The organism is Streptomyces sp. NRRL S-244, assembly GCF_000717915.1.
Taxonomy (GTDB): Bacteria; Actinomycetota; Actinomycetes; order Streptomycetales; family Streptomycetaceae; genus Streptomyces.
This window is the reverse complement of sequence record NZ_JOCX01000021.1, coordinates 1-25,005: the sequence shown is the minus strand read 5'-3', so window position 1 is coordinate 25,005 and position 25,005 is coordinate 1. Positions and strand designations below refer to the sequence as shown.

Genomic DNA, 25,005 nt, shown 5'->3' with positions numbered 1-25,005 from the left:
CTGTACGGCTCTGACCTGCGGATATGTCGGTCCTGGGGGTGACGGGAAGGTTAATTGGCGCAGCCCCTCCCCGCGATGACGTAGAGTTGTGTTTACCGACGCGGGGTGGAGCAGCTCGGTAGCTCGCTGGGCTCATAACCCAGAGGTCGCAGGTTCAAATCCTGTCCCCGCTACTCAGTACGAAGGCCCGGTTCTCTTGGGAACCGGGCCTTCGTCGTTCCCGCCCTCACCCGATCCGCCCGGGCCGGGTCGACGCACGGTCCCCACTGCCGCCGGCCCTGAGGGGCGATGCAGGGGTTCACGACCTGCGTGCTCGGCGAGATCCCGACGGGCGCGCAGGTGCTGCGCCTGGTCAACCGCGGCCATCCCGAGCTGCTGCTGCACGCCGACGGGCGTCTGGCGGTCCTCGCCCCGGCGGAGCCCGCGCTCCCGCTCGGCACGGGGGAGCCGGCCGGGGGCCGGCCGAGGGCCGGCCGGGGGGTGAGCCGGAGCGGCGGCGTACCGTCCCCGTGGTCGCTCCGTGACGGTGCGTGAGCGAAAAGATGCGCCCTGGAAGGTTTATGACGGTCCGTCAAGATGTCGGTGTGGCTGGAGAGATGTGGATCTTGCTTTATTTTTGCCCGAGTTGATCCGCTTAAGTGGCTTTAGTCATGGCCAAGGCCGCGCAGGGGGTGGCTGATTAGTGCCACCGATCCATCGCAACAGCTTGGAATCACTCCCCTCCGTATATTACCGTTCGATAACGCAGCGCGGTCGTCCCAGCCGTCGCAAGAGACGGCGCCGTGCGCGTGCGCGTCCCCCTGAGGAGTGTGGCCCGGTGGCCTCCAACTCGCCTGCCCCCGAAGGCATAGAGCTCCAGGAAGAGCCCACCGCGGGCGCCTGGGGTGAGTGGAACCCCACCGAGGACTCGGCCCGCCCGCCCCGCGGCAAGCACCGGGTCGCCAAGCAGCGCGGGGGACTTGCCCGCAGCTCCACCGTGCTCGGCGTCGGCGTCATCGCCGCCGTCGGCGCCGGCGGGATCGCCACCGCGCAGGACCGGCCCCAAGTCGCCATCTCCATGCCCTCGTTGCCCGACTTCGGCATGGGCGGCGGCGGGGGCGACGGGCAGCGGCACGCGGAGGCCGAAGGCGCGGCGGCGGACTCCGGGGCCTCCGGGAAGTCGACCGGCATCATCGCGCAGCAGGCCGCTCAGCACGCAGACGCCGGCGCGACCCTGGTGGGCCGCATCCTCCAGCAGGCCGAGTCCCAGGAGACCGCCGCCGAGGCCCAGATCCGGGCGCAGGCCGAGCGCGAGGCGCAGGAGGCCGCCGCGGCGGAGGCCAAGGCCAAGCGGGAGGCCGCCCAGAAGGAGGTGGAGGACGCCCGCCTGGCCGCCGAGAAGGCGGCGAAGGAAGCCAAGGAGGCCCAGGAGGCCGCCGACGCCAAGGCCGAGCAGGAGCGGACCGCCAAGCCCGCCGGCAGCTACTCCCTCCCCACCTCCGCCTACACCCTCACCTCGCACTACGGCGACGCCGGTTCCATGTGGTCCTCCGGCCACCACACCGGCCTCGACTTCGCCGCCCCGACCGGCACCCCCGTCAAGGCCGTCGGCGCCGGGAAGATCACCTCGGCCGGCTGGTCCGGGGCGTACGGGTACCGGATCGTGCTGGAGCTCGAGGACGGTACGGAGGTCTGGTACTGCCACCTGTCCTCGATGTCGGTGACCTCCGGCTCGGTCGGCGCGGGCGACACCATCGGCCGCGTCGGCGCCACCGGCAACGTCACCGGCCCCCATCTCCACCTGGAAGTACGCACGGGCGGCTCGACGATCGACCCCCTGGCGTGGCTGGAGTCCAGGGGCCTGAACGTCTAGAAGGCGGCGGTACGAAGACCCGCTCCAGGGGTTCCAGGGGTGCGAGGGGGAGCGGGCGGGGCGGGAGGAGCTCCTCCAGGACCGCGGCCCGGGCCAGCGCGGGCCCCGCCGTCGCCTTGCGCAGCCACAGCCGGTGCAGCAACTCCCGCTCCCGGCAGGCGAAATCGGGCACCCCCGCGGGTCCCCCGTGCCGGGCCCGGTGCCGCAGCAGGGCCAGCGCGGCCGCGTCCGCCTCGTACAAGGCGACGGCCCGGCCCGCCGCCCGGCCCCCGGTGGACCGGGCCAGTGCCCGGGCCAGCGACCGGGCCGGCATCGACACCAGCGCCGGCACCTCGGCCGGGCGCAGCCAGCCCGCGGCCGCGTACACCGCCAGCTCCCCGGCGACGGCCCGCAGCCGGCGCCGCCTTATCCGCACGGCCAGCCACAGCAGCAGTCCGAACACCGGGACCATCACGCAGCCGTAGACCACGTAGAACCCGTACTCCCCGAACCGCGACGAGCTGTTCCACAGCGCGTGCAGGCCCATCGCGGCCAGCAGCCCGAGCAGCGGCAGCCCGATCCGGCGCACCCGGCCCGCGCCGAGCGCGGCCGCGCCGAAGCCGAGCCCGGTGAGCACCGTGAACAGCGGGTGCGCGAACGGCGAGACCACGATCCGTACGAAGAAGGTCGCGGCCGTCACCGAGTCCAGCGCGCCGGCGCCGCTCTCCACGTCCTCGCCGAACGCGTTGCCGAGGTAGAGGACGTTCTCGGTGCACGCGAAGCCGGTGGCGGTGAACCCGGCCACCACGAACCCGTCGGCGGGGCCGGTGAACTGGCGTCGTCGGAACACGAACACCAGCAGCAGGGCCGCCGCCTTGGCGCTCTCCTCGACCACCGGGGCGATCGCCACCGAGCCGAGCCGGTCGGCGGCCGAGGCATCGGCGGTGGCCGCCGTTATCCACTCGGTCGCGAAGTTGTTGGCCAGTATCGCGATCAGGGCCGCGGTGCAGGCGCCCCAGCCGAAGCAGGACAGCAACTGCGCCCAGGGGCGGGGCGCGGCCCGGCCGAGCCACCGGAAGGCCGCCATGAGCGGCGGCACCGGCAGCACGGCCAGCCCGAGGCCGACGAAGAACCCCGCGGTACCGGTCTGCTCCCGCACGAGTTCGAGGATCGCCAGCCCCGACAGCGACAGCACGGCGAGCACGCACGCACGGACACCGCGGACAGCAGGGAGCGCTCGGAACACACGATGACTCTAGCGAGCCGCTTTGACACGAGGAGTGACGTGTCCGGTTTCTCTACTCGTTCGGGGAAACGTTGCCCCGGCGGGCGAAGAGCAGATCGTGCACGACGTGGCCCTTGTCGAGGCCCTGCCCCTCGAAGCGGGTGAGCGGCCGGAAGTCGGGCCGCGGCGCGTAGCCGCCGTCCGCCTGGGTGTTCTCGAACTCCGGGTGTGCGGTGAGCACTTCGAGCATCTGCTCGGCGTACGGCTCCCAGTCGGTCGCGCAGTGCAGTACGGCCCCGGGGGCAAGGCGGGTCGCGGCCAGGTCGAGGAACTCGGGCTGGATCAGCCGCCGCTTGTGGTGGCGGGCCTTGGGCCACGGGTCCGGGAAGTACACGCGCAGGCCGGCGAGGGAGTCGGGCGCCAGCATCTCGCGGAGCAGGATGATGGCGTCGCCGTTGGCGACGCGGACGTTGTCGAGCCCGCTCCGCTCGGCGAGCGCGAGCAGGTTCCCCTGGCCGGGGGTGTGCACGTCGGCGGCGAGGATCCCGGTCGCGGGGTCGGCGGCGGCCATCTGCGCGGTGGCCTCGCCCATCCCGAAGCCGATCTCCAGGACGACGGGCAGCCCGCGCCCGCCGAACAGCTGGTCGAGATCGATGACGGAGTGTCCGTCGATGTCGAGACCCCAGGTGCCCCAGAGCCGCTTCAGGGCCTCGCCCTGCCCGGTGGTGACCCGGCTGCGCCGCGGCTGGAAGCTCCGGATCCGCCGCTCGTGGTGCGAACCGGCCGGATCGGGGGCGGGCCCGTCGGGAAACCGCGGCTCGGTCCGCCACTTCGGGGGCACGTAGGAATTCGCCTCCGGCACGGTCTCCGGGGCGCTGGGCTGGGGGGTGAGGGACTCAGACACAATGCCCAGATTCTACGACCCCGATCCCGGTCCGGGCCCGACCCTGGTCCGGGCCCGACCCTGGTCCGGGCCCGACCCTGGTCCGGGCCCGACCCTGGCCCGGGCCCCGATCCCGGTCCGGGCCCCGGCCCCGGTCCGGCGGGCTACGACGTACGGAGGGAAGACAAGGCCCGGCGGGCGATTTCACGGCCGATCGGGAGCGAAGCCGTCGCGGCCGGCGACGGCGCGTTCAGGACGTGCACCGTGCGCGGCCCCTCCTTGATCAGGAAGTCGTCCACCAGCGTCCCGTCCCGCAGCACGGCCTGCGCCCGGACCCCGGACCCGGCCGGGGCCAGGTCCGCCGCCGAGACCGCCGGCAGGAGCCGCCGTACCGCCTCCGTGAACGCCTGCTTCGACAGCGAGCGGTGGATCTCGCCGACCCCGTACCGCCAGTGCCGCCGGGCCATCCGCCAGGATCCCGGCCAGGCCAGCTCGTCCGCGATGTCCCGCGGCCGGACCACGCCCCACCCGTACCCCTCGCGCGCCAGCGCCGGCACCGCGTTCGGCCCGACGTGGACCCCGCCGCCGATCCCGCGCGTCAGGTGCACGCCGAGGAAGGGGAACGCGGGATCCGGGACCGGGTAGACCAGCCCCCGGACCAGCGAAGGCCGCTCCAGGTCGTAGTACTCCCCGCGGAACGGCACGATCCGCATGCCCGGGTCGTCCCCGGCCAGCCGCGCGACCCGGTCGCACTGCAGGCCCGCGCAGTTCACGAGGACACGGGCGCGGACCACCAGCCCGGACGTGGTGCGGACCGCCACCCCCGACGTGCGCCGCGAGATCAGGTCCACCGCCCCGCCGTAGACGATCTCCGCCCCGGAGGACTCCGCGAGCTGCCGCGCCACCTGCCCGTAGTCCACGATCCCGGTGGTGCCGACATGGATCGCCGCCAGGCCCTGCACCTCCGGCTCGTACTCCGAGATCTGCGCCGGGCCCAGCTCGCGCACCGGGATGCCGTTCTCCCGGCCCCGCTGCACGAGCGCGTGCAGCCGCGGCAGCTCGTCCCGCCCGGTGGCGACGATCAGCTTCCCGGTGACCTCGTGGGCGATGCCGTGCTCCGCGCAGAACTTCACCATCTCGGCGGCCCCGCGCACCGCGAAGCGCGCCTTGAGCGATCCCGGCCGGTAGTAGATCCCGCTGTGGATCACCCCGCTGTTGCGGCCCGTCTGGTGCCGGGCGGGGCCGGACTCCTTCTCCAGCACCACCACCCGCGTCCCCGGAGCCAGCTGCGCCAGGGCATGCGCCGTCGACAGGCCGACGATGCCACCGCCGATCACCAGCACATCGCAGTCGACCCTGCCCGCGCTGCCCACGCTGCCCATGCCGCCGCCCAAGCCGCCACCTCCCACCCCTGCATACTGCACCCCGCCACTGACAATGCGGCCACGCGGGTCTCCGCCTGCGACGCCGGCGGCTCTACGCCTGCGCCACCAGCAGCGGCCGTGCCCGCTCCCGCAGCTCCGCCACGCGCGGCTCGTCCCCGTACGGTTCGAGCCGGTGCAGCAGGTCCCGTACGTACTCGGTCGTCCGTGCAGAGGAGATGCGGCCCGCGACCTCCACCGCCCGGGTGCCGGCCGCGCAGGCCGCGTCCAGGTTGCCCGACTCCAGCTCCGCCACCGCGCTCACCACCAGCCGCAGCCCGTGCGAGCGCACGTACTCCTCCGTCGGGCGCGACAGCGCCTGCTCGGTGAAGCGCCGCACCTGCCGCGGCAGCTTGAGGTCCCGGTAGCACTCCGCCGCATCCGCCGCGAACCGGTCGTACGAGTAGAAACCCAGCCAGGTCGGATCCGGGTCGCCCTCGCGCGCCCGTTCCAGCCAGCCCTCCGCCGCCCGCAGCGCCGCCCCGGCGGCCGCCGAATCGCCCGCCTTCGCGTGCGCCCGCGCCTCGACGAGCCGGAAGAAGCTCATGGTGCGCGCCGTGGCCAGGCCGCGGTTGCGCTCCACGGCCGCCTGCGCCAGGTCGACGCCCTCGTCCGGGAAGTCCCGGTACGTCGCCTGGAGCGACATGGAGGCCAGTACGTACCCGCCCAGCGGTACGTCGGCGGCCGCGCGGGCCAGGCGCAGCGCCTGGATGTAGTAGCGCTGGGCCGCCTCCTGCTGGCCGGTGTCGAAGGCCATCCACCCGGCCAGCCGGGTCAGTTCGGCGGTCGCGCCGAACAGCGCGCGGCCCACGTCGTCGCTGTACGAGCCGAGCAGCAGCGGCGCCGCGTCGACGCGCAGGCATTCCGGCACCATCGACGAACGCCAGTCCCCGCCGCCGTACTTGGAGTCCCAGCGGCGCGCGTCCTCGGCCGCCTCGCGCAGCTTGGTCACGTCGCTGTGGCCCACGCGCTGCGGCGCCGGGTCGTACAGCCCCGCGACCGCGGCGGGCGCGGAGGCGGGTGCGGCCGCCGGTACGGCCGCCTGCCCGGCCGGGGCGTGCGGCGGGGCGTGCGGCGTTTCACCCGAAGACTGCGCGGGCAAACCCGTTGACGAAGAAGACGGCGAAGACGCAGACGCAGACGCAGACGAAGACGCAGAGGAAGGCGACGAGGACATCGGCGAGGGCGACGCCGTGCCCGCCGCCGGCTCGCGCGACGCCACGGTCTCGCGGGGCGGGGCCGCGGGCTCGCGCGCCACCGAACCGTCCGCCGGAGATATCAGCCAGCGCGAGGCGGGCGTCGCGTACGCGGACACCGCGAAGGAGCCTGCCAGCGACTGCCAGATCCCGCCACCGCCGCCGGCACCGCCCCTGCGGCCGGCGAGGTCCAGCCGGTACAGATCGGTGGCTGAGCGCACCGCCTCGCCCACGTCCCGCGGGAAGGCCAGGCCGACTTCGGGCGCGGGGTCGGCGTCCGCCAGGCCGATCTCGTGCAGCGGCACCGGCCGCCCCAGCTTCGCGCCGATGGCGGCGGCGATCAGATGCGGGGCCGCGCCCTGCGGCACCATCCCCTTCGACACCCACCGGGCCACCGACGTCTTGTCGTAGCGAAGCGTCAGGCCGCGTTGTGCGCCGAGGTCGTTGACCCGCCGGGCCAGCCCGGCGTTGCTGATGCCCGCGAGGGCGAGGACGGCGCCGAGCTTCTCATTGGGCTCGCGGAGCTCCCTGGACATGCGCCACCCCTCGTCACACGCGGAACGCACACAACGCATACGCCGCCGGGGCATAGTTGCCCGGCATTTCGTAAACCCAGCGTAGTTCCCCGCCTCCCAAGCGTTAAGGCCCCGACTTCCGTATGGCGGGATTGTTGTCCGCCCGCACAGTCGGGGCGGGGCCCGCGCCGCGGGCGTACGCCCCCTCCCGTGCTCCGTGCGTGTGGCCGTGCGCCCGCCCGTGCGCTCTGGCCGGTCAGCGGGCCCGGCGATTCGATGTGCCCTGCGTGGGTCGGCCCGCTGCGTGGATCCGGCGGGCCGGGGGATGCCGCCGCCTCAATCCCCGCGGGTGGCGGAACGGTCCGGGGGGCGGTTCCCGCCTCCCGGACCGCGCCCGCGGGCCGGTGCGGCCGGGCGCCCGAAGGGCGTGCGGCGGCGCCACGTGCGGGTCCGGTGCGCCCGCAGTGTGCTCGTGGTGCGGCCGCGGCACGGCGCCAGCGTGGCCGCGATGCGGCCGCGGTACGGCTTCAGTACGGCTTCAGTACGGCCGAAGAATGGCCGAAACCGACCTATGGGGCGGTGGGAACGGAACGCCAAATACCGCGTGTCCGCGGCGTGTTCGTTTGCATGTGCGCCCTCCTCGGCCACTCTCGCACGCCTGTCTCGTGGCAGCATGGACCCCGAGCCACCCGGGGTCCCGTCGGCCGCGCCCTCAGCGCTGACCACGACGTTCCCGCCCCGGTCAATTGCCCACAGGCTGGGGAGGCGGCGGTGCGCTGGTTGGTCGGGTGGAGCAGTATCGCCGCGAGCTTCGGCACGGCCGGCCGCGTGTCCGGCCAGGGCGGATCCGGCCCACGCGACCACCTGAGCGGCGGCCCGGTGACCGGGGGCCTCGCGGACGCCGACGCCGCCCATCCGGACGACCCCGCCGCCGAACGCACCGTCGTCCCGGTCGGCGCCCAGCTGCTCTGGGGAGACCCCGACCCCCTCTGGGCCGTCGGCGACTGGCGCCCCGACGAGATCCGCACCCTCGCCGCCGACCCCTTCACCCGGCTCGCCGTCCTCGGCTGCTGCGGCGCCACCGACGCCGAACTGCGCAGCGCGCTCCTCGCCGCCCGCGGCGGAGCCCTGCGCCACCTCACCCAGTGGTCCGGCAGCTACACCGCCGTCGTCCAGACCGGCCGCCGCATCACGGTCGTCGGCGACCTCGCGGGCGCCCGGCCCGTCTTCTACACCCCCTGGGCGGGCGGGACCGCGTACGCCACCGCCGCGCTGCCCCTCGCCGACCTCATCGAGGCGCAGCTCGACATCGGCCACCTCGCCGCCCTGCTGGCCTGCCCCGACAGCCCGGAGGCACTGGGCGACGGCACACCGTACGTCGGCGTGCGGCGCATCCCGCCCGGGCACGCGCTGATCCTGCGCGAGGGCTCGCGCGAGATCACCGGGTACGAGCCGGTGGCCTCCCTCGCGGTGGCGGCGCCCACGGCCGATCCCGAGCAGGCGGTGGAGGGCGTACGCGAAGCATTGGTGGATGCCGTGCGCGCCCGGCTCACGGCTCCGCGGCATGCCCCCGACACGCCGCCCCACGACCCCGGCCCGGTGCCCGGAATGGGCCCCGCCGACCGGCGCGCGGCCCGGGGCGCACCCGCGCCCGCGCCCGGCGTGGGCGCCGACCTCTCCGGAGGCAGCGCTTCCGCGACCCTCGCGCTGCTCGCCGCCGGCCTGCCCGGGGCGCCCGGCACGGTGACGAGGCAGTCCGGGCAGGCCGGCGGCCGGCTGCTGGCCGTCACCTTCAACGACCTGGCCACCCCCCAGGGCCGCGAGGCCGAACTCGAACGCGCCCGGGCCATCGCCGCCAACCCCCGGCTGCACCACGTCGTCGTGGCCGCCGCCGAGGAGGCCCTCCCGTACGCCGACCTCGACGGCCCCCTCACCGACGAACCCGGCCCCTCCCTGGTCACCGCCGCCCGCGAGCGGCGCCGGCTGGCGGCCGGCTCGGCGGACCACTTCGTCGGGCACGGCGCCCGCCAGGTCCTCGACGCGCACCCGGCCCGGCTCGCCGACCTCCTGATGGACCGCCGCAGACGCCACCTGCTGCGCCCGGTCGCCGCGCTGGCCCGCTCGGCGCCGGGCGACTCGGCCCTGTCCCTGCTGGTCCCGTTCTCCGTCTACTCGGCGGCCCGCCGGCTCGCCCGTACGCCGTACCGCGCGGGCATGGAGGCGGCGGCGGCCCGGCTGCGCGAAGGGGCCGTCGCGGGCGGCGCGTCGAACCCGGTGGACGCCTCGCTGGCGGCCCTGACCTGGTCCCGCCCGGGCCCGGCGGCGGGCTGGCTGACGGGGGAGGCCCTGGCGGAAGTATCGATCCGCCTGGCAACCGCCGCAGGCCGCCCTCCCCTCTCCCTGCGCCCCGGCGAGGCCCGGGCCCGCGCCGCGCTGACCCGGCACGCGGCGGACCACCGGGTCTTCGAACAGGCCGTGGAGGTCCGCAGCCAGCGCCTGCACGCCCCGTTCCTGGACAACCAGGTCGTACGGGCGGCCCGCGCCCTCCCGGAATCCCTGCGGGTCCAGCCCGGCGCCCGGGCGGCGATCCTGCGCACCGTCCTCTCCTCGGCGGGCGTACGCGAACTCCCGCCGGGCTGGGGCGCCCCGACCCACACCCCGAACGAAACGGCGACCCGGGTCGGCCTGAGGGCGGCGCTGCCCTCGCTGCTGTCCCTCTTCACCGCCCCCCTGCTGGCGGACGCGGGCCTGATCGAGGCCCGGGTCGTCCAACAGGCCCTGCTGGACGCGGCGGACGGCCACCCGGTCCCGCTGGACGGCCTGGCGGAACTCGTCTCGATGGAACTGTGGCTGGGCCGCCTCCTGTCCCGCCGGGGCACGTGCTGGACGGGCACGTCGCCCCCCCGCCGCAGAGCAGTCCCGGAGGGAGTCCCCACCCCCCGCCCGGCCCTGTCCTGACCAGCCCCGGCCGCCGCCCAAGCCCCAGCACCCCCGCGGCACCTACCCACCGGGGGGCCCGCGTCGGACCCCGCCGACGTTTGAAGCGCGGAGGCCCGCCCCGGCAGCGGCCCGGCACCGACTCACGAACGGCCGCCGCCCCGGCAAATCCAGCCCGATTCCCACGATCCTGAGAGACACGGGGCCCAGGGCGGCGCGGCCCCTACCCACCACCAGCCCGCCGATCCAGGCCCTGTCGGTGCCTGCACCCGGCAGCGGCCCAACACCCAAGCCCCGGCAGCCACTACCCGGCACATCCGGCACCTTCGCCGCACATCAAGCCCCTGAACGGGCCTACCGGACAGGGCACATGGCATCCCGGAGCACACACCCGGCTTCTCCGGCGCTTGAGACGTGGGGCCCGGTACGGTGCCCCACGATTGGAGCGCCACCTGCTCACGGCTGCCGCCTGGACCAACGCCCCGCAGCGGCGTACCAGGCACTCGCCTGACCGTGGCCGCGGCTCCGGCGTATCCAATGCAGCCTCGCCGACACCTGAGGCGCGGCGCGGAGCCGCCAGGTACGGCGTGCCACCTACCCACCGACGGCCGCCTCCCCGGCGCATCCGGCCTCGCCGAGGCTTGAGGCGCGGGGTCCGTGGGCGGCGGCACGGCCCCTGCCCACCACCAGCCCGCCGATCCGGCCCGCCGGCGCTTGAGCTGCGGGGCCTGCACCCAGCAGTGGCTCGGTACCAGGCTCCGGCACATCCAGCGCCGCGGGTGCTTGAGGCGCGGGGGCCTGTCCCCGGCAGCGGCGCAGCACCCAGCTCGCCGACGGCCGCCTCCTCAGCACATCCAGCGCCGTCGACGCTCCGGGGCGGAGTCCCCAGGAGCGGCGAGGTACCTGCCCCCACCGGCAGTTCCGCCGGCACCTGAGCCGCGGCCCGCGCGAAAACCTTCGGCACCCCCGGCAGGGGCAAGGCAGAATTGCCCGGTGCGGTATCTCATCCTTGGCGTCACCGAGGCGCGCGACGAGACCGGCGCCCCCCTCCCCATCAGCGGCGCCCGCCTGCGCGCGCTCCTCGCCGCCCTCGCGCTCCGCGCCGGCGGCCCGGCCGCCGCAACCGTCGCCGACCTCGTCGACGACATCTGGGGCGACGACCCGCCCCAGGACGCCCCCGCCGCCCTCCAGGCCCTCGTCGCCCGGCTCCGCCGGGCCCTCGGCGGCCGGGACACCGTCCCCGCCGACCCCGCCGGCGGCTACCGCCTCGCCGTCGCCGACCGCGACGACGTCGACCTCCACCGCTTCACCCGCCTCGCCCGCCAAGGCGCCGGGCAGCTGGCCGCCGACCCCGCCACCGCCGCCGGAACCCTCCGCACCGCACTGGCCCTGTGGCGCGGCCCCGCCCTCGCCGACCTCGCCGAGCCCGCCCGCAGCGCCTACGCCGCCACCCCCGAAGCACACCGTGCGGCCGCCCTCCGCGCCCGGATCGACGCCGAACTCCGCAGCGGGGCAGCCGACCCGGCGTCCCTCCTCCCGGAGATCGAGGCGCTGATCCGGCAGCACCCGTACGACGAGCTCCTGCGCGCCCAGCAGCTCCGCGCCCTCCGCGCATCCGGCCGCCCCGCCGACGCCCTCGTCGCGTACGAGGACACCCGCCGCACCCTTGCCGAAGCCCTCGGCACCAACCCCGGCCCCGAACTCACCGCCCTCCACACGGAACTCCTCCACCCCACACCCCCAGCACCACCCGCACACCGGGCAACTCCCGAGTCCCTGGCACCCCCAACGGCTCCCGCCCCCTTGGTGCACCCTGCGCCAACGGCTCACCTGGCAGCCCCGGTGGCCACAGAGGCGCCCGCACTCCCGGTGCACCCCGGGTCCCAAACGCCAACGGCTCACCTGGCAGCCCCGGTGGCCGCAGAGGCGCCCGCGCCCGCGACGCCTCCCGCAGCCCCCTGGCCCCCGGCGCCAACCCCGTCCCCGGCAACCTCCGCAGTCCCGCCAGCCTCTGCGTCCCAGCTGGAAACCGCGCCCCCTGCATCCCCCACGCCACCGGCGCTCCCCGCACCCGCCACCTCCCCGGGCTCCTCCGCGCCCGCGACGCATCCCTCAGCTTCCGAGTCCTCGGGGCAACCGGCGGCAACCGAGTTCCCGGAGTCCGCCGCGTCCCCGGGCTCCTCCGCGCCCGCGACGCATCCCTCAGCTTCCGAGTCCTCGGGGGAGTCGGCGGTAACCGAGTTCCCGGCGTCCGCCGCGTCCCCGGGCTCCTCCGCGCCCGCGACGCATCCCTCAGCTTCCGAGTCCTCGGGGGAGCCGGCGGTAACCGAGTTCCCGGCGTCCGCCGCGTCCCCGGGCTCCTCCGCGCCCGCGACGCATCCCTCAGCTTCCGAGTCCTCGGGGCAGCCGGCGGTAACCGAGTTCCCGGCGTCCGCCGCGTCCCCGGGCTCGCCCGCGAGGCATCCCTCAGCTTCCGAGTCCTCGGGGGAGTCGGCGGTAACCGAGTTCCCGGCGTCCGCCGCGTCCCCGGTGCCCCCGGCAGCGCCCGCGTCCCCGGCGTACCCGGCGCTCCCGGCGTACCCCGCACCGCCTGCGTTCCCGGAGGCGCCAGTGGCGCCCCGAGCAGTGCCCGCGCCTTCAGTGGCACCCGCGCTTCCGTCCGAACCCGCGCCCCCGGTGCGGCCGGCGCCCCCAGCCGCGCCCGCGCCTCTGGCGCATGCCGCACCCTCGGCGTTCCTGGCGGCGCCGACGGCAAGCACGCCCGCATCCGAGGCGCACCCCGTAGCCCCCGGGTCCGTGGCGGCGCCCGTGCAACCTGCATCCGCCGCGTCCCCCGCGCACCCTGCCCCTGCCGTGCCCCCAGAGGCATCCGTGCCCTCGGCGCCGACGCACCCTGCTTCCCCGGCGGAGCCGATGGCGGCCGCGCACCCCGCACCCGCCGCCTCCCCGGAGTCGCCCGCGCAGCCTGCCTCCCCGGCGGAGCCGATGGCGCCCGCGCACCCCGCACCCGCCGCTTCCCCGGCGGAGCCGATGGCGCCCGCGCATCCCGCCCCCGCCGCCTCCCCGGAGTCGCCCGCGGCCCCTGCCTTCCCGGCGGAGCCGATTGCGGCCGCGCATCCCGCCCCCGCCGCTTCCCCGGCGGAGCCGACGGCGCCCGCGGACCCCATACCCCCGGCGGAGCCGACGGCGCCCGCGCACCCCACGCCCCTCGCAGCCGCGCACCCAGCAACCGCGCCCCCGGCCGTCACCGCGCCCCCCGCCCAGCCCGCCGAGCGTGTCGGGAATCTTCGGCCGGCGGCATCCGTGCCCTGGGCACCCGCGCACCCCGCTCCCGCCGCGCCCCCTGCGGCACCCGCCCCGCCCGCCCCGCATGCCGCAGGGAATCTGCGGCCTCGGCTCACCTCCTTCGTCGGGCGGGAGCCCGAGCTCGTGGGGCTTCACCGCGACATGGGCCGGCTGCGGCTCGTCACCCTCACCGGGCCCGGCGGGTCCGGGAAGACCCGGCTCGCCGAGCACGCGGCGGCCGCCCACCCCGAACCCGGCTGGCTCGTCGAACTCGCCCGCCTCGACCACCCCGCAGCCGTCCCCGGCGCCGTCCTCAGCGCCCTCGGCCTGCGCGAGAGCACCCTCGTCGCCCGCGACAAGGCCCCCGCCGACGACCCCGCCGCCCAGCTCGTCGAGCACTGCGCGAACCGCCGCCTGCTCCTCGTCCTCGACAACTGCGAGCACGTCATCGGCGCCGCCGCCGAACTCGCCGAACGCCTCCTCACCCACTGCCCCGGCGTCCGGATCCTGGCCACCAGCCGCGAACCCCTCGGCGTGCCCGGCGAAACGGTCCGCCCCGTCGACCCCCTGCCCCCCGACCCCGCGCACCGCCTCTTCGCCGACCGCGCCGCCGCCGTCCGCCCCGGCTTCACCCCCGCCGAAGACCCGGCCGCCGTAGCCGAGATCTGCGCCCGCCTCGACGGGCTGCCGCTCGCCATCGAGCTGGCCGCGGCCCGGCTTCGGCTGCTCACCCCGCGCCAGATCGCCGACCGCCTCGACGACCGCTTCCGGCTCCTGACCGGCGGCGCCCGTACCCACCTGCCCCGCCAGCAGACCCTGCGCGCCGTCGTCGACTGGTCCTGGGACCTCCTCGACGACAGGGAGCGCACCGTCCTGCGCCGCCTGTCCGTCTTCGCCGGCGGCTGCGACCTCGCCGCCGCCGAAGCCGTCTGCGCCGACCCCGACACCCCCGACGTCCTGGACCTCCTCGGCTCCCTCGTCGACAAGTCCCTCGTCATCGCCGCCCCGGCCCCGGCCCCGGCCCCCGACGGCGACACCGGCATGCGCTACCGCCTCCTGGAGACCATCCGCGAGTACGCCGCCGAACGCGCGGCCGCGCACCCCGCCGACCGCAGCGCCGCCGCCGACCGCCACGCCGCCCACTTCCTGGCCCTCGCCGAGGAGGCCGAGCCCCTCCTGCGCGGCGCCGGCCAACTGCCCTGGATCCGGCGCATCGAGACCGAGCTCGACAACCTCCGCGCCGCCCTCCTCCACACGGTCCACACCGCCGACGCCGCCGAGAACGGCCAACGCCTCGTCCTCGCCCTCGGCTGGTTCTGGTGGCTGCGCGGCTACCGCACCGAGGGCGCGGAATGGGCCGCGCGGGTCCTGGAGTCCCACCCCGCCGAGCCGCCCGAGGGCACCGCCGAGTACTGGCGCTTCATGCGCACGCAGATGCTGCGCGTCCTCCTCCTCGCCGAAGGCCACGCACCCGAGGAGTTCCGCACTCCGCAGAACATCACCCTCGCCGACCACCTCCAGCAGGTCTTCCGGGAGGGCGGCCACGAGACCGCCCGCTTCCCCGGCATGCTCTGGCCGATGACCACCTTCCTCACCGGCGACCCCCTCGCCGTCCGCGACGGGCTCGACGAGACGGTCGGCAACTGCCGCCGCCACGGCGGCGACTGGGAACTGGGCATCGCCCTCATGCTCCGCACCCACGTGGCCATCGACCTCACCGGCGGCCTCCCTTCCGTCGACGCCGACCTCGCCGAACTGCACGAGATCGCCCACCGCGTCGGCGACCGCTGGACCCGCGCCCAGGTGGCGAGCGCCGCCGGCGAGGTCGCGCTCTCCCGCGGCCGGTACGACTGGGCCCGCGCCGAGTACGAGGACTGCCTGCGCCTCGCCCGCGAGGTCGGGGCCCACACCGAGGTGCCCTTCGCCATCGCCCGGATCGCCGAGTCCGCCTTCTGCTCAGGGGACTTCGACGGCGCCGAACAACTGCTGGCGGAGGTCTCCCGCGAAGTCGAGCACCACGGTGGGGTGTACGACGTCCAGGCCTACAGCGGCATGCTCGCGGCCCTCCTCGCCCTCGTCCGCGGGGACCTCGTCCGGGCCCGTACCGAGTGCGAACTCGCCCGCGCCGCCTCGGGAAGGATCTCCGCGCCCCCGCAGCTCGCCGCAGGGCTCGACAACATCGACGCCGTCCTCACCGCCCGCGCGCACGGTCCGAAGGCCGGCCTCGCGAAGCTGGGGCCGTGCCTGGCCGCCGCCATCGCCGCACACTGCGCCGAGCGGGTCCTGGCCTCGCTCGGCGACACGGCGGCCGTCATGCTGCTCGCCGCCGGGCGTACCGAGGAGGCCGTACGGGTGCTTGCGGCCGCCACCGCCTGGCGTGCGGGCCACCCGCGCTCGGTCCCGGAACAGAACGCGGTCGGCGCACTCCCGGCCGCCGCGCGCGCAGTGCTCGGCGCCGACCGCTACACGGCGGAGGCGGCGGCGGGCGCGAAGCTCTCCCCGGCCGAGGCCGCAATCCTCGTCACCCCGGTCACCCAGACCACCGAGACCACCCAGGCCACCGAGACCACCCAGGTCACCGGCAGCTGATCACGGCGTCCGCCCAGCTCGCCAGGGTCGGCAGGCTGCCCTGCCCGGCCTGCTCCACCACCAGCCGCAGCGTCTTGCGCCCGGCCAGCGAGACCTCGACGACGGCGGCCGGATCCCCGAACCCGAGCGCGTCCGACCGCCACAGCCGCTGCCCGTCGGCGTACACGGAGAACCGCACCGTGCCGTCGGTGAACAACGACAGGTCGTCCACCCCGGCCCGCGCCGAGAACGTGGTGCACTGCCGGTTCAGGGTGATCTCCACCGAGGAACGGGAGTTCACCGTGATCCCCTGCGCGAACCGCCGGTCCGCGATCCGCAGCCCCCACCGCTGCCACACCCAGCTGCTGCGCCCGGTCTGCAACTCGGGACCGCTGTGGTCGCCGAACGCCGCGTGCCCGAGCCCCGCCAGCCGGAACCCCTGAGCCGGCTTCGGTACGGACGGAGACGGCGACGGCGAGGGGGACGGCTTGGCCGGGCTCGGGGTCGGGGACGGAGTCGGCGAGGGCCTCGGCGCCGGGGACACGGGCGGAGCCGGAGCCGGCGCCTTCGGCTTCGCGGGAGAGGGAGCCGGCGCGGCGGGGGTCCTGCCCGGCTCGGAGGGTACGGAGCCCTGCGCGGCCGGCGGCTCCGCACGCGTCGGCGCGGGTGTACGCGGAGCCGGAACCAGCGGCACGACGGGCGCCGCCACACTCGGCGCGGGCTGCGCCGCGGCCCCCGGCTCGGGATCGTCCCCGGCCAGCGCGAACACCACCCCCGCGGCTGCGGCGACCGCGATCCCGGCGGCGATGGCGGCCTTGACCGGCAGCCCGAGCCCCTCGGAAGCCACCGCACCCCCGACCCCGGACCCGGCCCCACCCGCACCGGCAGCCCCACCCGCAGCCCCGGCCCCCGCAGTCCCACCGGCAGCCCCGGCACCACTGGCAGCCCCGGCCCCGGCCCCGGCAGCCCCGGCCCCCGCCGTCGATCCGCCCGCGGCCGCGGCGGCAGCCCCCGCGCCCCCCGCGGCGACGGCCCCGCCCACGACCACACCGGCCGCCTTCGCCGCGTACCCGGCGGCGAACCACCCGATGACCGCGACGGGCAGCAGCGCGGGAATGCCCGCGTTGACGTCCTTGAGCTCTCCGGCGGCCAGCCGGCACTTCGCGCACTCCTCCAGGTGTCCCCGCAGCCCCCGCTCCGCCCGCATCCGCAGACCGCCGCGGGCGTACGCCCCCAGCCGGTCCGCGTACCGCGCGCAGTCCCCGCCCGCACTCAGCGCCGAGCTCACATGCGCCTGCAGATAGGCCTGCTTGAGCCCCTCCCGGGCCCGGCTGGCCAGCACCGCCGTCGCGTTGGCGCTCAGCCCGAACAGCGGGGCGATCGCACTCGGCGAGGCATCCTCGACGGTGGTGTGCCACAGCACGGCCTGCCACCGCTCGGGCAGACTCCGGAAAGCCTGCATCGCCAGCGACTGCTCCGCCTCGCGCATCGCCCGGACTTCCGCGCCCAGTTCGAGGGTGTCGTCCCCGGACAGGCCGGACATGCCTCCGCCGACCTCGGTCCCCGCGGCCGCCTGCTCCGCGAACACCGCGAAGTCCTCGACGAGATGCTCCCGCCGGGAGGTCTTCGCCCAGGCCGCCGCGACCCGGCGCACCGTGGTCAGCAGGTACGCCCGCACCGACTGGTCCGGCCCGGCCCCGCCCCGTACCGCTTGCAGCGTCCGCGCGAACACCTCGGCGGTCAGGTCGTCGGCCGTGTGCGCATCGCGGCAGCAGGTCCGCGCGTAGCGCCGTACGGAATCCGCGTGCCGGAGGAACAGCTCCTCGTAGGCACCGTCGTCGCCCCCGCGCATGCGGGCGATCAGGTCCCCGTCGGACGGAGGCAGATCGGCACCGGAATACCCCGAGGCCGCGTGCCGCCCCCGGCGCGGCTCGCGCTGTGCGGGGACCTGGCGTGCGGCCGGGCTCTCCGCCTCGACCTCGCCGCCGGCACCACCGAGCGGCTCTTCCCGACCGTCAACGCCCATCGCGGAAGCCCCCGCACGCCACACTCAACCGGTACACCGTTCAAGCGTGTCACACGGGGGGCGCGCGCCGGACCCGTCTTCCCGCCATCCACTCGTCCGGGCAGCATCCGGTGAAACCCCGTACCGATCCTCACTCTTTCGAGCGGGCGGCGGTTCGAGCGGCCGTTCGAGCGGCCGCTCGGGCAGCCGCTCGGGCGGGCCGTTCAGGGCACCGCTCGGCGAACCGGTCGTCGGGTGGGACGGGCCGCGGCGCGCGCCCCCGCAGGGGCGTCCGCCGCGGCCCGTGCCCCGTACGGCTCAGGCCGTCCGGGACCGCAGCCCTTCGAGCAGGATGTCGAGCAGCCGGGACGAAGCCGCCGCCTGCTGCGCCGCGTCGGGCAGCGCCGGAGCGGCCGTGGCTATCACCAGCAGCACATCGGCCACCGTGACATCGCCGCGCAGCTCACCCGCCTCCCGGGCACGGTCCACCAGCTGGCCGACCACCTCGAGCAGCGCACCCGCGCCCGCGTCCTCCGAGGGCTCGTCCTCGACGGGAGTCCGCGCGCCCACGACCCGCAGCTCGGGAGCCCCGCCGATCACACCGGCCTGGCGCTGGTGCGGAACCCGCGCCGCCGCCTCTTCCACGCCGTCCTCGCTCGCCGACCCGACCCGCAGCACCTGCGGCGGCAGCAGCCGCCCGGCGCCCGAGGCCACGGAGGTGCGCAGGAAGCGCGACAGCGCCTGCCACGGCTCCTCCTCCTGGCCCAGCGCGGCCTGGGCCTGCTCGGTCAGCCGGGCGGTCTCCTCCTCGGCTATCCGGCGGACCAGGACGTCCTTGCTCGGGAAGCGCCGGTACACGGTGCCGACGCCGACGCGTGCGCGCCGCGCCACGTCCTCCATCGGAGCCCCGTAGCCCAGCTCGCCGAACACCTCGCGGGCCGCGCGCAGCACGTGCTCGAGGTTGCGCTGGGCGTCGACGCGCAGCGGTGTGGAGCGGCCCACGCCGTGCGTCGTGCCGCCTGTCATCACGCGGCCGCTGCTCTCACTCGAGAGCGCGGTCGCAGAACCATGGAAATCGGAAATATGCATATGTATCCCCCGGTAATCATTTGTCTCCCCCCGGAGACACTCCCCGCCTTCGTGTCGAGGTGGGCCACGGTCATGTGGGCCCCGGTCTTACTCCTCGACGAGATACGAACATAGTTGAGCCAGAGTCAATTCAGAAGAGGCAGCCCCGGACGGACCACCGCCCGATCGGAGCATTCACCCCCACTTTTCCGATCCAAGCCCCCGGAATCACCCCTTCCGCACCTCCTGACCTGCGGAACTCCACCCCCACTCAAGCCACCCGACAGCCCCGCACCGGCACCCCCTCCGGTCACACAATGTGTCAGGCCTGTGGACAAACTCCCGGCCACGTTGCGTCATGGGGTGGTGAAGGCTGCTAACTCCCGGGGCACGGCCCCCGGTACCCCGCCCCGCACGCGCATCCTCGTCGTCGGCGGCGGCTACGTCGGCATGTACACGGCGCTCCGGCTCCAGCGAAAGCTCAGAGCCGGCGAAGCCGAGGTCACGGTCGTCAGCGCCGAGCCGTACATGACGTACCAGCCCTTCCTCCCCGAGGCGGCCGCGGGCTCCATCTCCCCGCGCCACGTCGTGGTGCCGCTCCGCCGCATCCTCGACAAGTGCCGCGTCGTCATCGGCGAGGCCCAGCGCATCGACCACGCCAAGCGGACCGCGACCGTCGCCACCCTCGCCACCGAGGACGAGGGCACCGGCGCGCTGGAGATCGAGTACGACGAACTCGTCCTCGCCCCCGGATCCGTGTCCCGCACCCTGCCCATCCCGGGACTCGCCGACTACGCCATCGGATTCAAGACCGTGGAAGAGGCCATCGGCCTGCGCAACCACGTCATCGAACAGATGGACATCGCCTCCTCCACCCGCGACCCCGCCCTCCGCGACTCCGCCCTCACCTTCCTCTTCGTCGGCGGCGGCTACGCGGGCGTCGAGGCCCTCGGTGAACTGGAGGACATGGCCCGCTACGCGGCCCGGTACTACCACAACATCAAGCCCGAGGACATGAAATGGGTGCTGGTCGAAGCCAGCGACCACATCCTCCCCGAGGTCGGCCCCGAACTCGGCGTCTACACGGTCCGCGAACTGCGCCGCCGGGGCATCGACGTACGCCTGGAGACCCGGCTCGATTCCTGCGAGAACCGCGTCGCCGTCCTCAGCGACGGCGCCCGCTTCCCCACCCGCACCGTCGTATGGACCGCAGGCGTCAAACCGCACCCGATCCTCGCCGCCTCCGACCTCCCCCGCACCGAACGCGGCCGCCTCACCTGCACCGCCTTCCTCACCGTCGACGGCGTCGAACACGCGTGGGCCGCCGGCGACGCCGCCGCCGTCCCCGACATCACCGCCGAAGAGGCCGGCCGCGAATGCGCCCCCAACGCGCAGCACGCCGTCCGCCAGGCCAAGGTCCTCGCCGACAACCTGGTGGCCTCCCTGCGCGGCGAGCTCCTGACCGAGTACGCGCACAAGTACGCGGGCTCCGTGGCCTCCCTCGGCCTCCACAAGGGCGTCGCCCACATCTACGGCCGCAAGCTCAAGGCCTACCCCGCCTGGCTGATGCACCGCACCTACCACCTCAGCCGGATCCCCACCTTCAACCGCAAAATGCGCGTGCTTGCCGAATGGACCCTCTCGGGCCTCTTCAAGCGTGAGATCGTCTCCCTCGGATCCCTCGAACACCCCAGGGCAGAATTCGAACTCGCCGCAGGACACGGCCACAGATTTCCCCCGCCCCCACCCGCCCCCAACCCCCCGAAGGACAGTCAGGGCTGACGTTGTCAGTGCGGTCGGCCACACTGGACGTGTGACCATAGGTGGGCCCACGCCTGCACACAGTGACATTCACGGCACAGCGACCACTTGCGACACCACGAGGCTTGAACGCAGTGAACTTCACGCGCTGGAGCGCCCGTTTTCCCGGAACGCAGCGCCGCGCCGCCGCCCGGTCCGAACACGCCGCCGCCCAGGCCAAGCGGGGTGAGGGCGCCGTCCCGGCAGCCCGCGGCGCCGCCGCCCGCCCGGCCACGGCGCCGGACGGCAGCCCCGCGGACCCCACGGTCTCCGGCACCGGGACGGGCACGGGGACGGGCACCGGCCCGGACAGCGGCAGCGGCGCCGGCAGCGGCGTCCTCGCCGCCGTGCCCTCCCTCGACGAGCTCTCCGTACGGGAGGTCCTCGGCCGGCTCCCGGCCCTCGTCGCCCTCGTCCACGGCCCCGAACACCGCGTCGCCTACGTCAACGACGCCTACACCGCCGGATTCGGCCCCCGCCCCACCGGCGCACCCGCCCACGACGCCCTCCCCGAACTCGGCGAGCTCGGCCTCCTCCCGCTCCTCGACCAGGTCCAGCGCAGCGGCAAGCCCCGTACCGCCAAGAACCGCACCGCGCCCGGCGGCACCAGCTCGTACACGGTCACCTGCACCCCCGTCGATTTCCCCAAGGCCACCACCGAAGGCGACACCGACCCCCACCACACCGGGGTCCTGATCCACCTCGCCGACGTCAGCGACCACGCCGAAGCCGTCGAACGGCTGCGCGCCAGCGAGCGCCGGCAGCGCGAGGCCGCCGTCACCCTCCAGCGCTCCCTCCTCCCGCAGGAACTCGAACAGCCCGACGACCTCCGCATCGCCGCCACCTACCAGCCCGGCGGCACCGAGGCCGCCGTCGGCGGCGACTGGTACGACGTCATCACCCTCGGCGCCGGCCGCACCGCCCTCGTCATCGGCGACGTCATGGGCCGGGGAGTCCGCGCCGCCGCCGTCATGGGCCAGCTGCGCACCGCCGTCCGCGCCTACGCCCGCCTCGACCTGCCCCCGCACGAGGTGCTCCAGCTCCTCGACGGGCTCGCAGCCGAGATCGACGCCAGCCAGATCGCCACCTGCGTCTACGCCGTCCACGACCCCAACGAGGGCCTGCTCGCGTACGCCTCCGCGGGCCACCTCCCGATCCTCGTCCGAGACGAGGACGGCACCGTACGCCGGGCGGCCGACCCCACCGGCCCGCCGCTCGGCACCGGCGGCTGGCTGCACACCTCAGGCACCATCGCGCTGGGCCCCGGCTCCACCGCCGTCCTCTACACGGACGGCCTCGTCGAACGGCGCGGCGAGGACATCGACGAGGGCGTCGCCGCCCTGGAACGTGCCCTCTCCGGCGCCCAGGGCACCCCGGCCGTCATCTGCGACCGCCTGATGCGCGCCCTCGGCGTCGACGCCGACCACGACGACGACGTCGCCGTCATGGTCCTCCAGCAGCCCGCCCGCACGGGCGCGGACGCCGAGCTCTTCCACAACGCCGCCCTGGAACTCCTCGGCGGAGTCGAGGCCGCCCCGCGCGCCCGCGCCTTCGCCTCCGGAGTCCTCGCCTCCTGGCGCTTCCCGGTCGAGCTGTGCGACCTCGGCGTCCTCGCCGCCAGCGAGCTCGTCGCGAACTCCCTCCAGCACGGCACCCCGCCCATGCGCCTGCGGCTGCGCCGCACCGACCGCCGCCTGATCATCGAGGTCACCGACGGGGACGACCACCTCCCGCGCCGCCGCCGCGCCGAACCGGCCGACGAGACCGGCCGCGGCATCTCGATCATCGCGACCATCGCCTCCTCCTGGGGCTCGCGCCGCACCCCGGGTGGCGGCAAGGCCGTCTGGTGCGAGTTCGCGCTGCCGGACAAGTAGCGGGTACGGCAGAAGGCCCGGTCCACGGGGACCGGGCCTTCTGCCGTATCTCGTATCTCGTGTCTCGCGACTCTCCTACGCGGGCACGCGCTCGGGCTCGGCGGCCGGCACGACCACCGCCGGCACCGCCTCGCCCTTCAGCAGCGACGGCTTGTCCTGCACCGCGCTCAGCTGCGTGCCGAGCCGCAGCGCCAGCCACGCGATGCCCAGCGAGACCACGACGAACACCCCGATGTAGAGCATCGGCACACCCGCACCCAGCGGGACGCCCAGCGGCCCGAGAGCCAGCGCCATCTGCTTGACCAGCGCGAAGGCCGAGTTGTACTGGCCCACCGAACCCTCCGGCGCCAGGTCGGCCACCAGCGGGGCCAGCGTCGGCGACAGCATCGCCTCGCCGATGCCGAAGAGCGCGTACGTGGTGATGAACGCGGCGGCGGCCATCATCGCGCTGCCGTGCCCCAGCCCCGAGAACCCGGCGATGACCCACGCCACGGTCCAGATCAGGCCGACCAGCGCGATCACACGGGACCGGCGGCGCTTCTCGACCAGCTTCAGCACGACGAACTGCGCCACGACGATCGCGCCGGTGTTGGCGGCCAGCGCGAAGCCGAGGGTGGACGGGGAGATCCCGGCGGCCTCGGTGCCGAAGGCGGCGAGACCGGACTCGAACTGCCCGTAGCAGGCGAAGAAGATCACGAAGCCCAGGACCAGCAGCTTGACCATGGCCTTGTGCTCGAGCAGCCGCTTCCACGCACCGCCCGACCGGGACTCGTCCCGCGGCACGGCGTCCTTGATGCTCGGCGCGTGCGGCATCCGTACGGTGAGGATGACCCCGGCCAGGACCAGGAACATCACGGCCTCGATGCCGAACAGCAGGGTGAAGCTGGCGGGCCGGCTCTCGTCGACGATCTGGCCGCCGATGAGGCCGCCGATGCCCAGACCCAGGTTCTGCATGAAGAACTGGAGCGCGAAGGCACGCGTCCGGGTGCCCGGCGTCGAGCACCACACGATCATCGTGGCCAGCGCGGGCTGCATGACGGCCTGCCCGGCGCCGAGCGCCAGGGCGGACAGCAGGATCGGCACGATCCCGGTGGACAGCCCGAGCGACAGGGCGCCGGCGGAGGCGGCGACGGCCGCACCGATGACCACGGGGACGGGACCTCGGCGGTCGATGACCCGACCGGTGAGGGGCAGCGCGACCAGGGCACTGACGGCGAAGGCCACGAACGCGCTCGTGGCCGCCATGGAGCCCAGACCGCGCACCTGCGCCACGTAGATGTAGAGGAACGGAACCGTGAAACCGATGCCGAACGCGGTCAACGCGTTGCCGGCCTGGATCCGCCGCATCGCAGCGCCCATCACCTTGGTCACTTCTCACCTGCCTTCGAGAACTGAAGCCCGAAGACTTCATACCTAAACTTCGATCCTTAACTCTACACATCGAAGGAGTTAGACGCCAACGGGCTCGTGCGATACTTCGACCATGGGTGACACCCCCGACGGCACCGCGCCCGTCCATGAGCCGAGCCTCGACGAGCAGATCGCCGTCTATCAGCGCGAGTTCCAGGACCTCGATCCGCAGGTCGAGAAGGTGGTCTCGGCCCTGAGCCGGCTGAACCGCCGCATGAACGTCGCGTACGGACGCCAGACCGCCGCTCTGGGCATCAGCAACGCGGAGTGGGAGGTCCTCAAGGCCCTCGTCATCTCCGGAGCCCCGTACCGGATGGGCCCGAGCGAACTCGCGAAGCAGCTGGGCCTCACGCCGGCGGCGATGACCCACCGGATCGACCGCATGACGGCGGAGGGGCTGGTGACGCGCGAGCGGGACGAGTCCAACCGGGTCCGCGTGATCGTGGAGCTCACGGACGAAGGCCGCAGCAAGTGGCTCGACGCCATGAGGGCGGCCACGGTCTTCGAGGAGGACCTCCTCCAGGACCTCTCCACGTCGGAACGGGGAGTGCTGGGCGACATGCTCACCCGGCTCCTGGACCGCGTGGAGGACCTCCAGTCACGGGGCTGACCGGCCCCTGAGCTGTGGGGTTGACACCGACCCCGTGGATCCGTAAGGTTCTTCGAGTTGTCCCAGAGCCGGAAGGTTTTGGCGACGGCACATCCCGCCGCCTCGTTGCGGCACCCAACTCAGCACGATCTCCCACCGGGAACGAATTCGGCATGCCCGAATTGATTTCCGAAGGCCGATTATGAATCGGCCGGGAAATCCACTAGAGTTCTGGGAGTCGGAAGGGCCCAACAGCCCGGAAGACAAACCCCGCTGACTGGGGGTCAGGCCCGAAAGGATCTGATAGAGTCGGAAACGCAAGAACGAAGAACGAAAGCCCGGAGGAAAGCCCGAGAGGGTGAGTACAAAGGAAGCGTCCGTTCCTTGAGAACTCAACA

12 protein-coding genes, 1 tRNA gene and 3 pseudogenes are annotated in these 25,005 nt (G+C 74.6%); 9 read left to right on the top strand and 7 right to left on the bottom strand.

Annotated elements, in window-relative coordinates; genetic code table 11:
* Positions 1–99: 99 nt before the first annotated feature.
* The 3 genes and pseudogenes from IF02_RS0123515 (at position 100) to IF02_RS0123505 (ending at position 1,852) form a co-directional block, all read left to right on the top strand.
* Positions 100–173 (top strand) — tRNA-Met (locus IF02_RS0123515).
* 112 nt (positions 174–285) lie between these two features.
* Positions 286–438, top strand: a pseudogene (locus IF02_RS34475) (SpoIIE family protein phosphatase); the annotation flags it as partial.
* Between the two features lie 379 nt (positions 439–817).
* Positions 818–1,852: a M23 family metallopeptidase gene (locus IF02_RS0123505; RefSeq protein WP_030160053.1), complete on the top strand. Its 1,035-nt coding sequence runs from the start codon at positions 818–820 to the stop codon at positions 1,850–1,852.
* Here IF02_RS0123505 and IF02_RS0123500 read toward each other — a convergent pair.
* The 4 genes from IF02_RS0123500 to IF02_RS0123485 form a co-directional block, all read right to left on the bottom strand.
* The gene (locus IF02_RS0123500; RefSeq protein ID WP_030160051.1) at positions 1,761–3,077 is read right to left on the bottom strand and encodes a PrsW family intramembrane metalloprotease; all 1,317 of its coding nucleotides are present in this window, start codon (positions 3,075–3,077) and stop codon (positions 1,761–1,763) included. The two genes, IF02_RS0123505 and IF02_RS0123500, sit on opposite strands and share 92 nt — an antisense overlap.
* 52 nt (positions 3,078–3,129) lie before the next feature.
* Positions 3,130–3,918, bottom strand: coding sequence for a tRNA (guanosine(46)-N7)-methyltransferase TrmB (gene trmB / locus IF02_RS0123495; RefSeq protein WP_234318313.1), 789 nt, complete (start codon positions 3,916–3,918; stop codon positions 3,130–3,132).
* 185 nt (positions 3,919–4,103) lie between these two features.
* Positions 4,104–5,321, bottom strand: a complete 1,218-nt coding sequence (gene lhgO, locus IF02_RS0123490) for an L-2-hydroxyglutarate oxidase (RefSeq protein ID WP_030160047.1) — start codon at positions 5,319–5,321, stop codon at positions 4,104–4,106.
* Positions 5,322–5,415: 94 nt separating this feature from the next.
* Entirely contained in the window at positions 5,416–7,092 is a 1,677-nt protein-coding gene (locus tag IF02_RS0123485; RefSeq protein WP_030160045.1) for a hypothetical protein, read from the bottom strand.
* A 750-nt stretch (positions 7,093–7,842) separates the two neighbouring features.
* Between IF02_RS0123485 and IF02_RS0123480 the strand changes: the two genes are divergently transcribed.
* The 3 genes and pseudogenes from IF02_RS0123480 to IF02_RS35225 all read left to right on the top strand — a co-directional run.
* Positions 7,843–10,029, top strand: coding sequence for an asparagine synthase-related protein (locus tag IF02_RS0123480; RefSeq protein WP_030160043.1), 2,187 nt, complete (start codon positions 7,843–7,845; stop codon positions 10,027–10,029).
* Positions 10,030–10,665: 636 nt separating this feature from the next.
* Positions 10,666–11,676, top strand: a pseudogene (locus tag IF02_RS33955) (AfsR/SARP family transcriptional regulator); the annotation flags it as partial.
* 1,503 nt (positions 11,677–13,179) lie between these two features.
* Positions 13,180–15,117, top strand: a pseudogene (locus IF02_RS35225) (ATP-binding protein); the annotation flags it as partial.
* A 751-nt stretch (positions 15,118–15,868) separates the two neighbouring features.
* On the opposite strand, the gene IF02_RS0123460 reads toward IF02_RS35225, so the two are convergent.
* Together IF02_RS0123460 and IF02_RS0123455 are read right to left on the bottom strand one after the other, a co-directional pair.
* Positions 15,869–17,887: a sigma-70 family RNA polymerase sigma factor gene (locus IF02_RS0123460; protein ID WP_030160035.1), complete on the bottom strand. Its 2,019-nt coding sequence runs from the start codon at positions 17,885–17,887 to the stop codon at positions 15,869–15,871.
* Positions 17,888–18,184: 297 nt separating this feature from the next.
* The gene (locus IF02_RS0123455; RefSeq protein WP_030160033.1) at positions 18,185–18,955 is read right to left on the bottom strand and encodes a TetR/AcrR family transcriptional regulator; all 771 of its coding nucleotides are present in this window, start codon (positions 18,953–18,955) and stop codon (positions 18,185–18,187) included.
* 342 nt (positions 18,956–19,297) lie between these two features.
* Between IF02_RS0123455 and IF02_RS0123450 the strand changes: the two genes are divergently transcribed.
* The gene (locus IF02_RS0123450; RefSeq protein WP_030160031.1) at positions 19,298–20,716 is read left to right on the top strand and encodes an NAD(P)/FAD-dependent oxidoreductase; all 1,419 of its coding nucleotides are present in this window, start codon (positions 19,298–19,300) and stop codon (positions 20,714–20,716) included.
* Positions 20,717–20,829: 113 nt separating this feature from the next.
* A complete protein-coding gene (locus tag IF02_RS0123445; RefSeq protein WP_030160029.1) occupies positions 20,830–22,608 on the top strand; it encodes an ATP-binding SpoIIE family protein phosphatase in 1,779 nt (592 codons plus the stop codon).
* A 75-nt stretch (positions 22,609–22,683) separates the two neighbouring features.
* On the opposite strand, the gene IF02_RS0123440 is transcribed toward IF02_RS0123445, so the two are convergent.
* The gene (locus IF02_RS0123440) at positions 22,684–23,979 is read right to left on the bottom strand and encodes an MFS transporter (protein WP_030160026.1); all 1,296 of its coding nucleotides are present in this window, start codon (positions 23,977–23,979) and stop codon (positions 22,684–22,686) included.
* A 112-nt stretch (positions 23,980–24,091) separates the two neighbouring features.
* On the opposite strand from IF02_RS0123440, the gene IF02_RS0123435 reads away from it, so the two are divergent.
* On the top strand, positions 24,092–24,628 hold the full coding sequence (locus IF02_RS0123435; protein WP_030160024.1) for a MarR family winged helix-turn-helix transcriptional regulator: 537 nt from the start codon (positions 24,092–24,094) through the stop codon (positions 24,626–24,628).
* Positions 24,629–25,005: the final 377 nt, after the last annotated feature.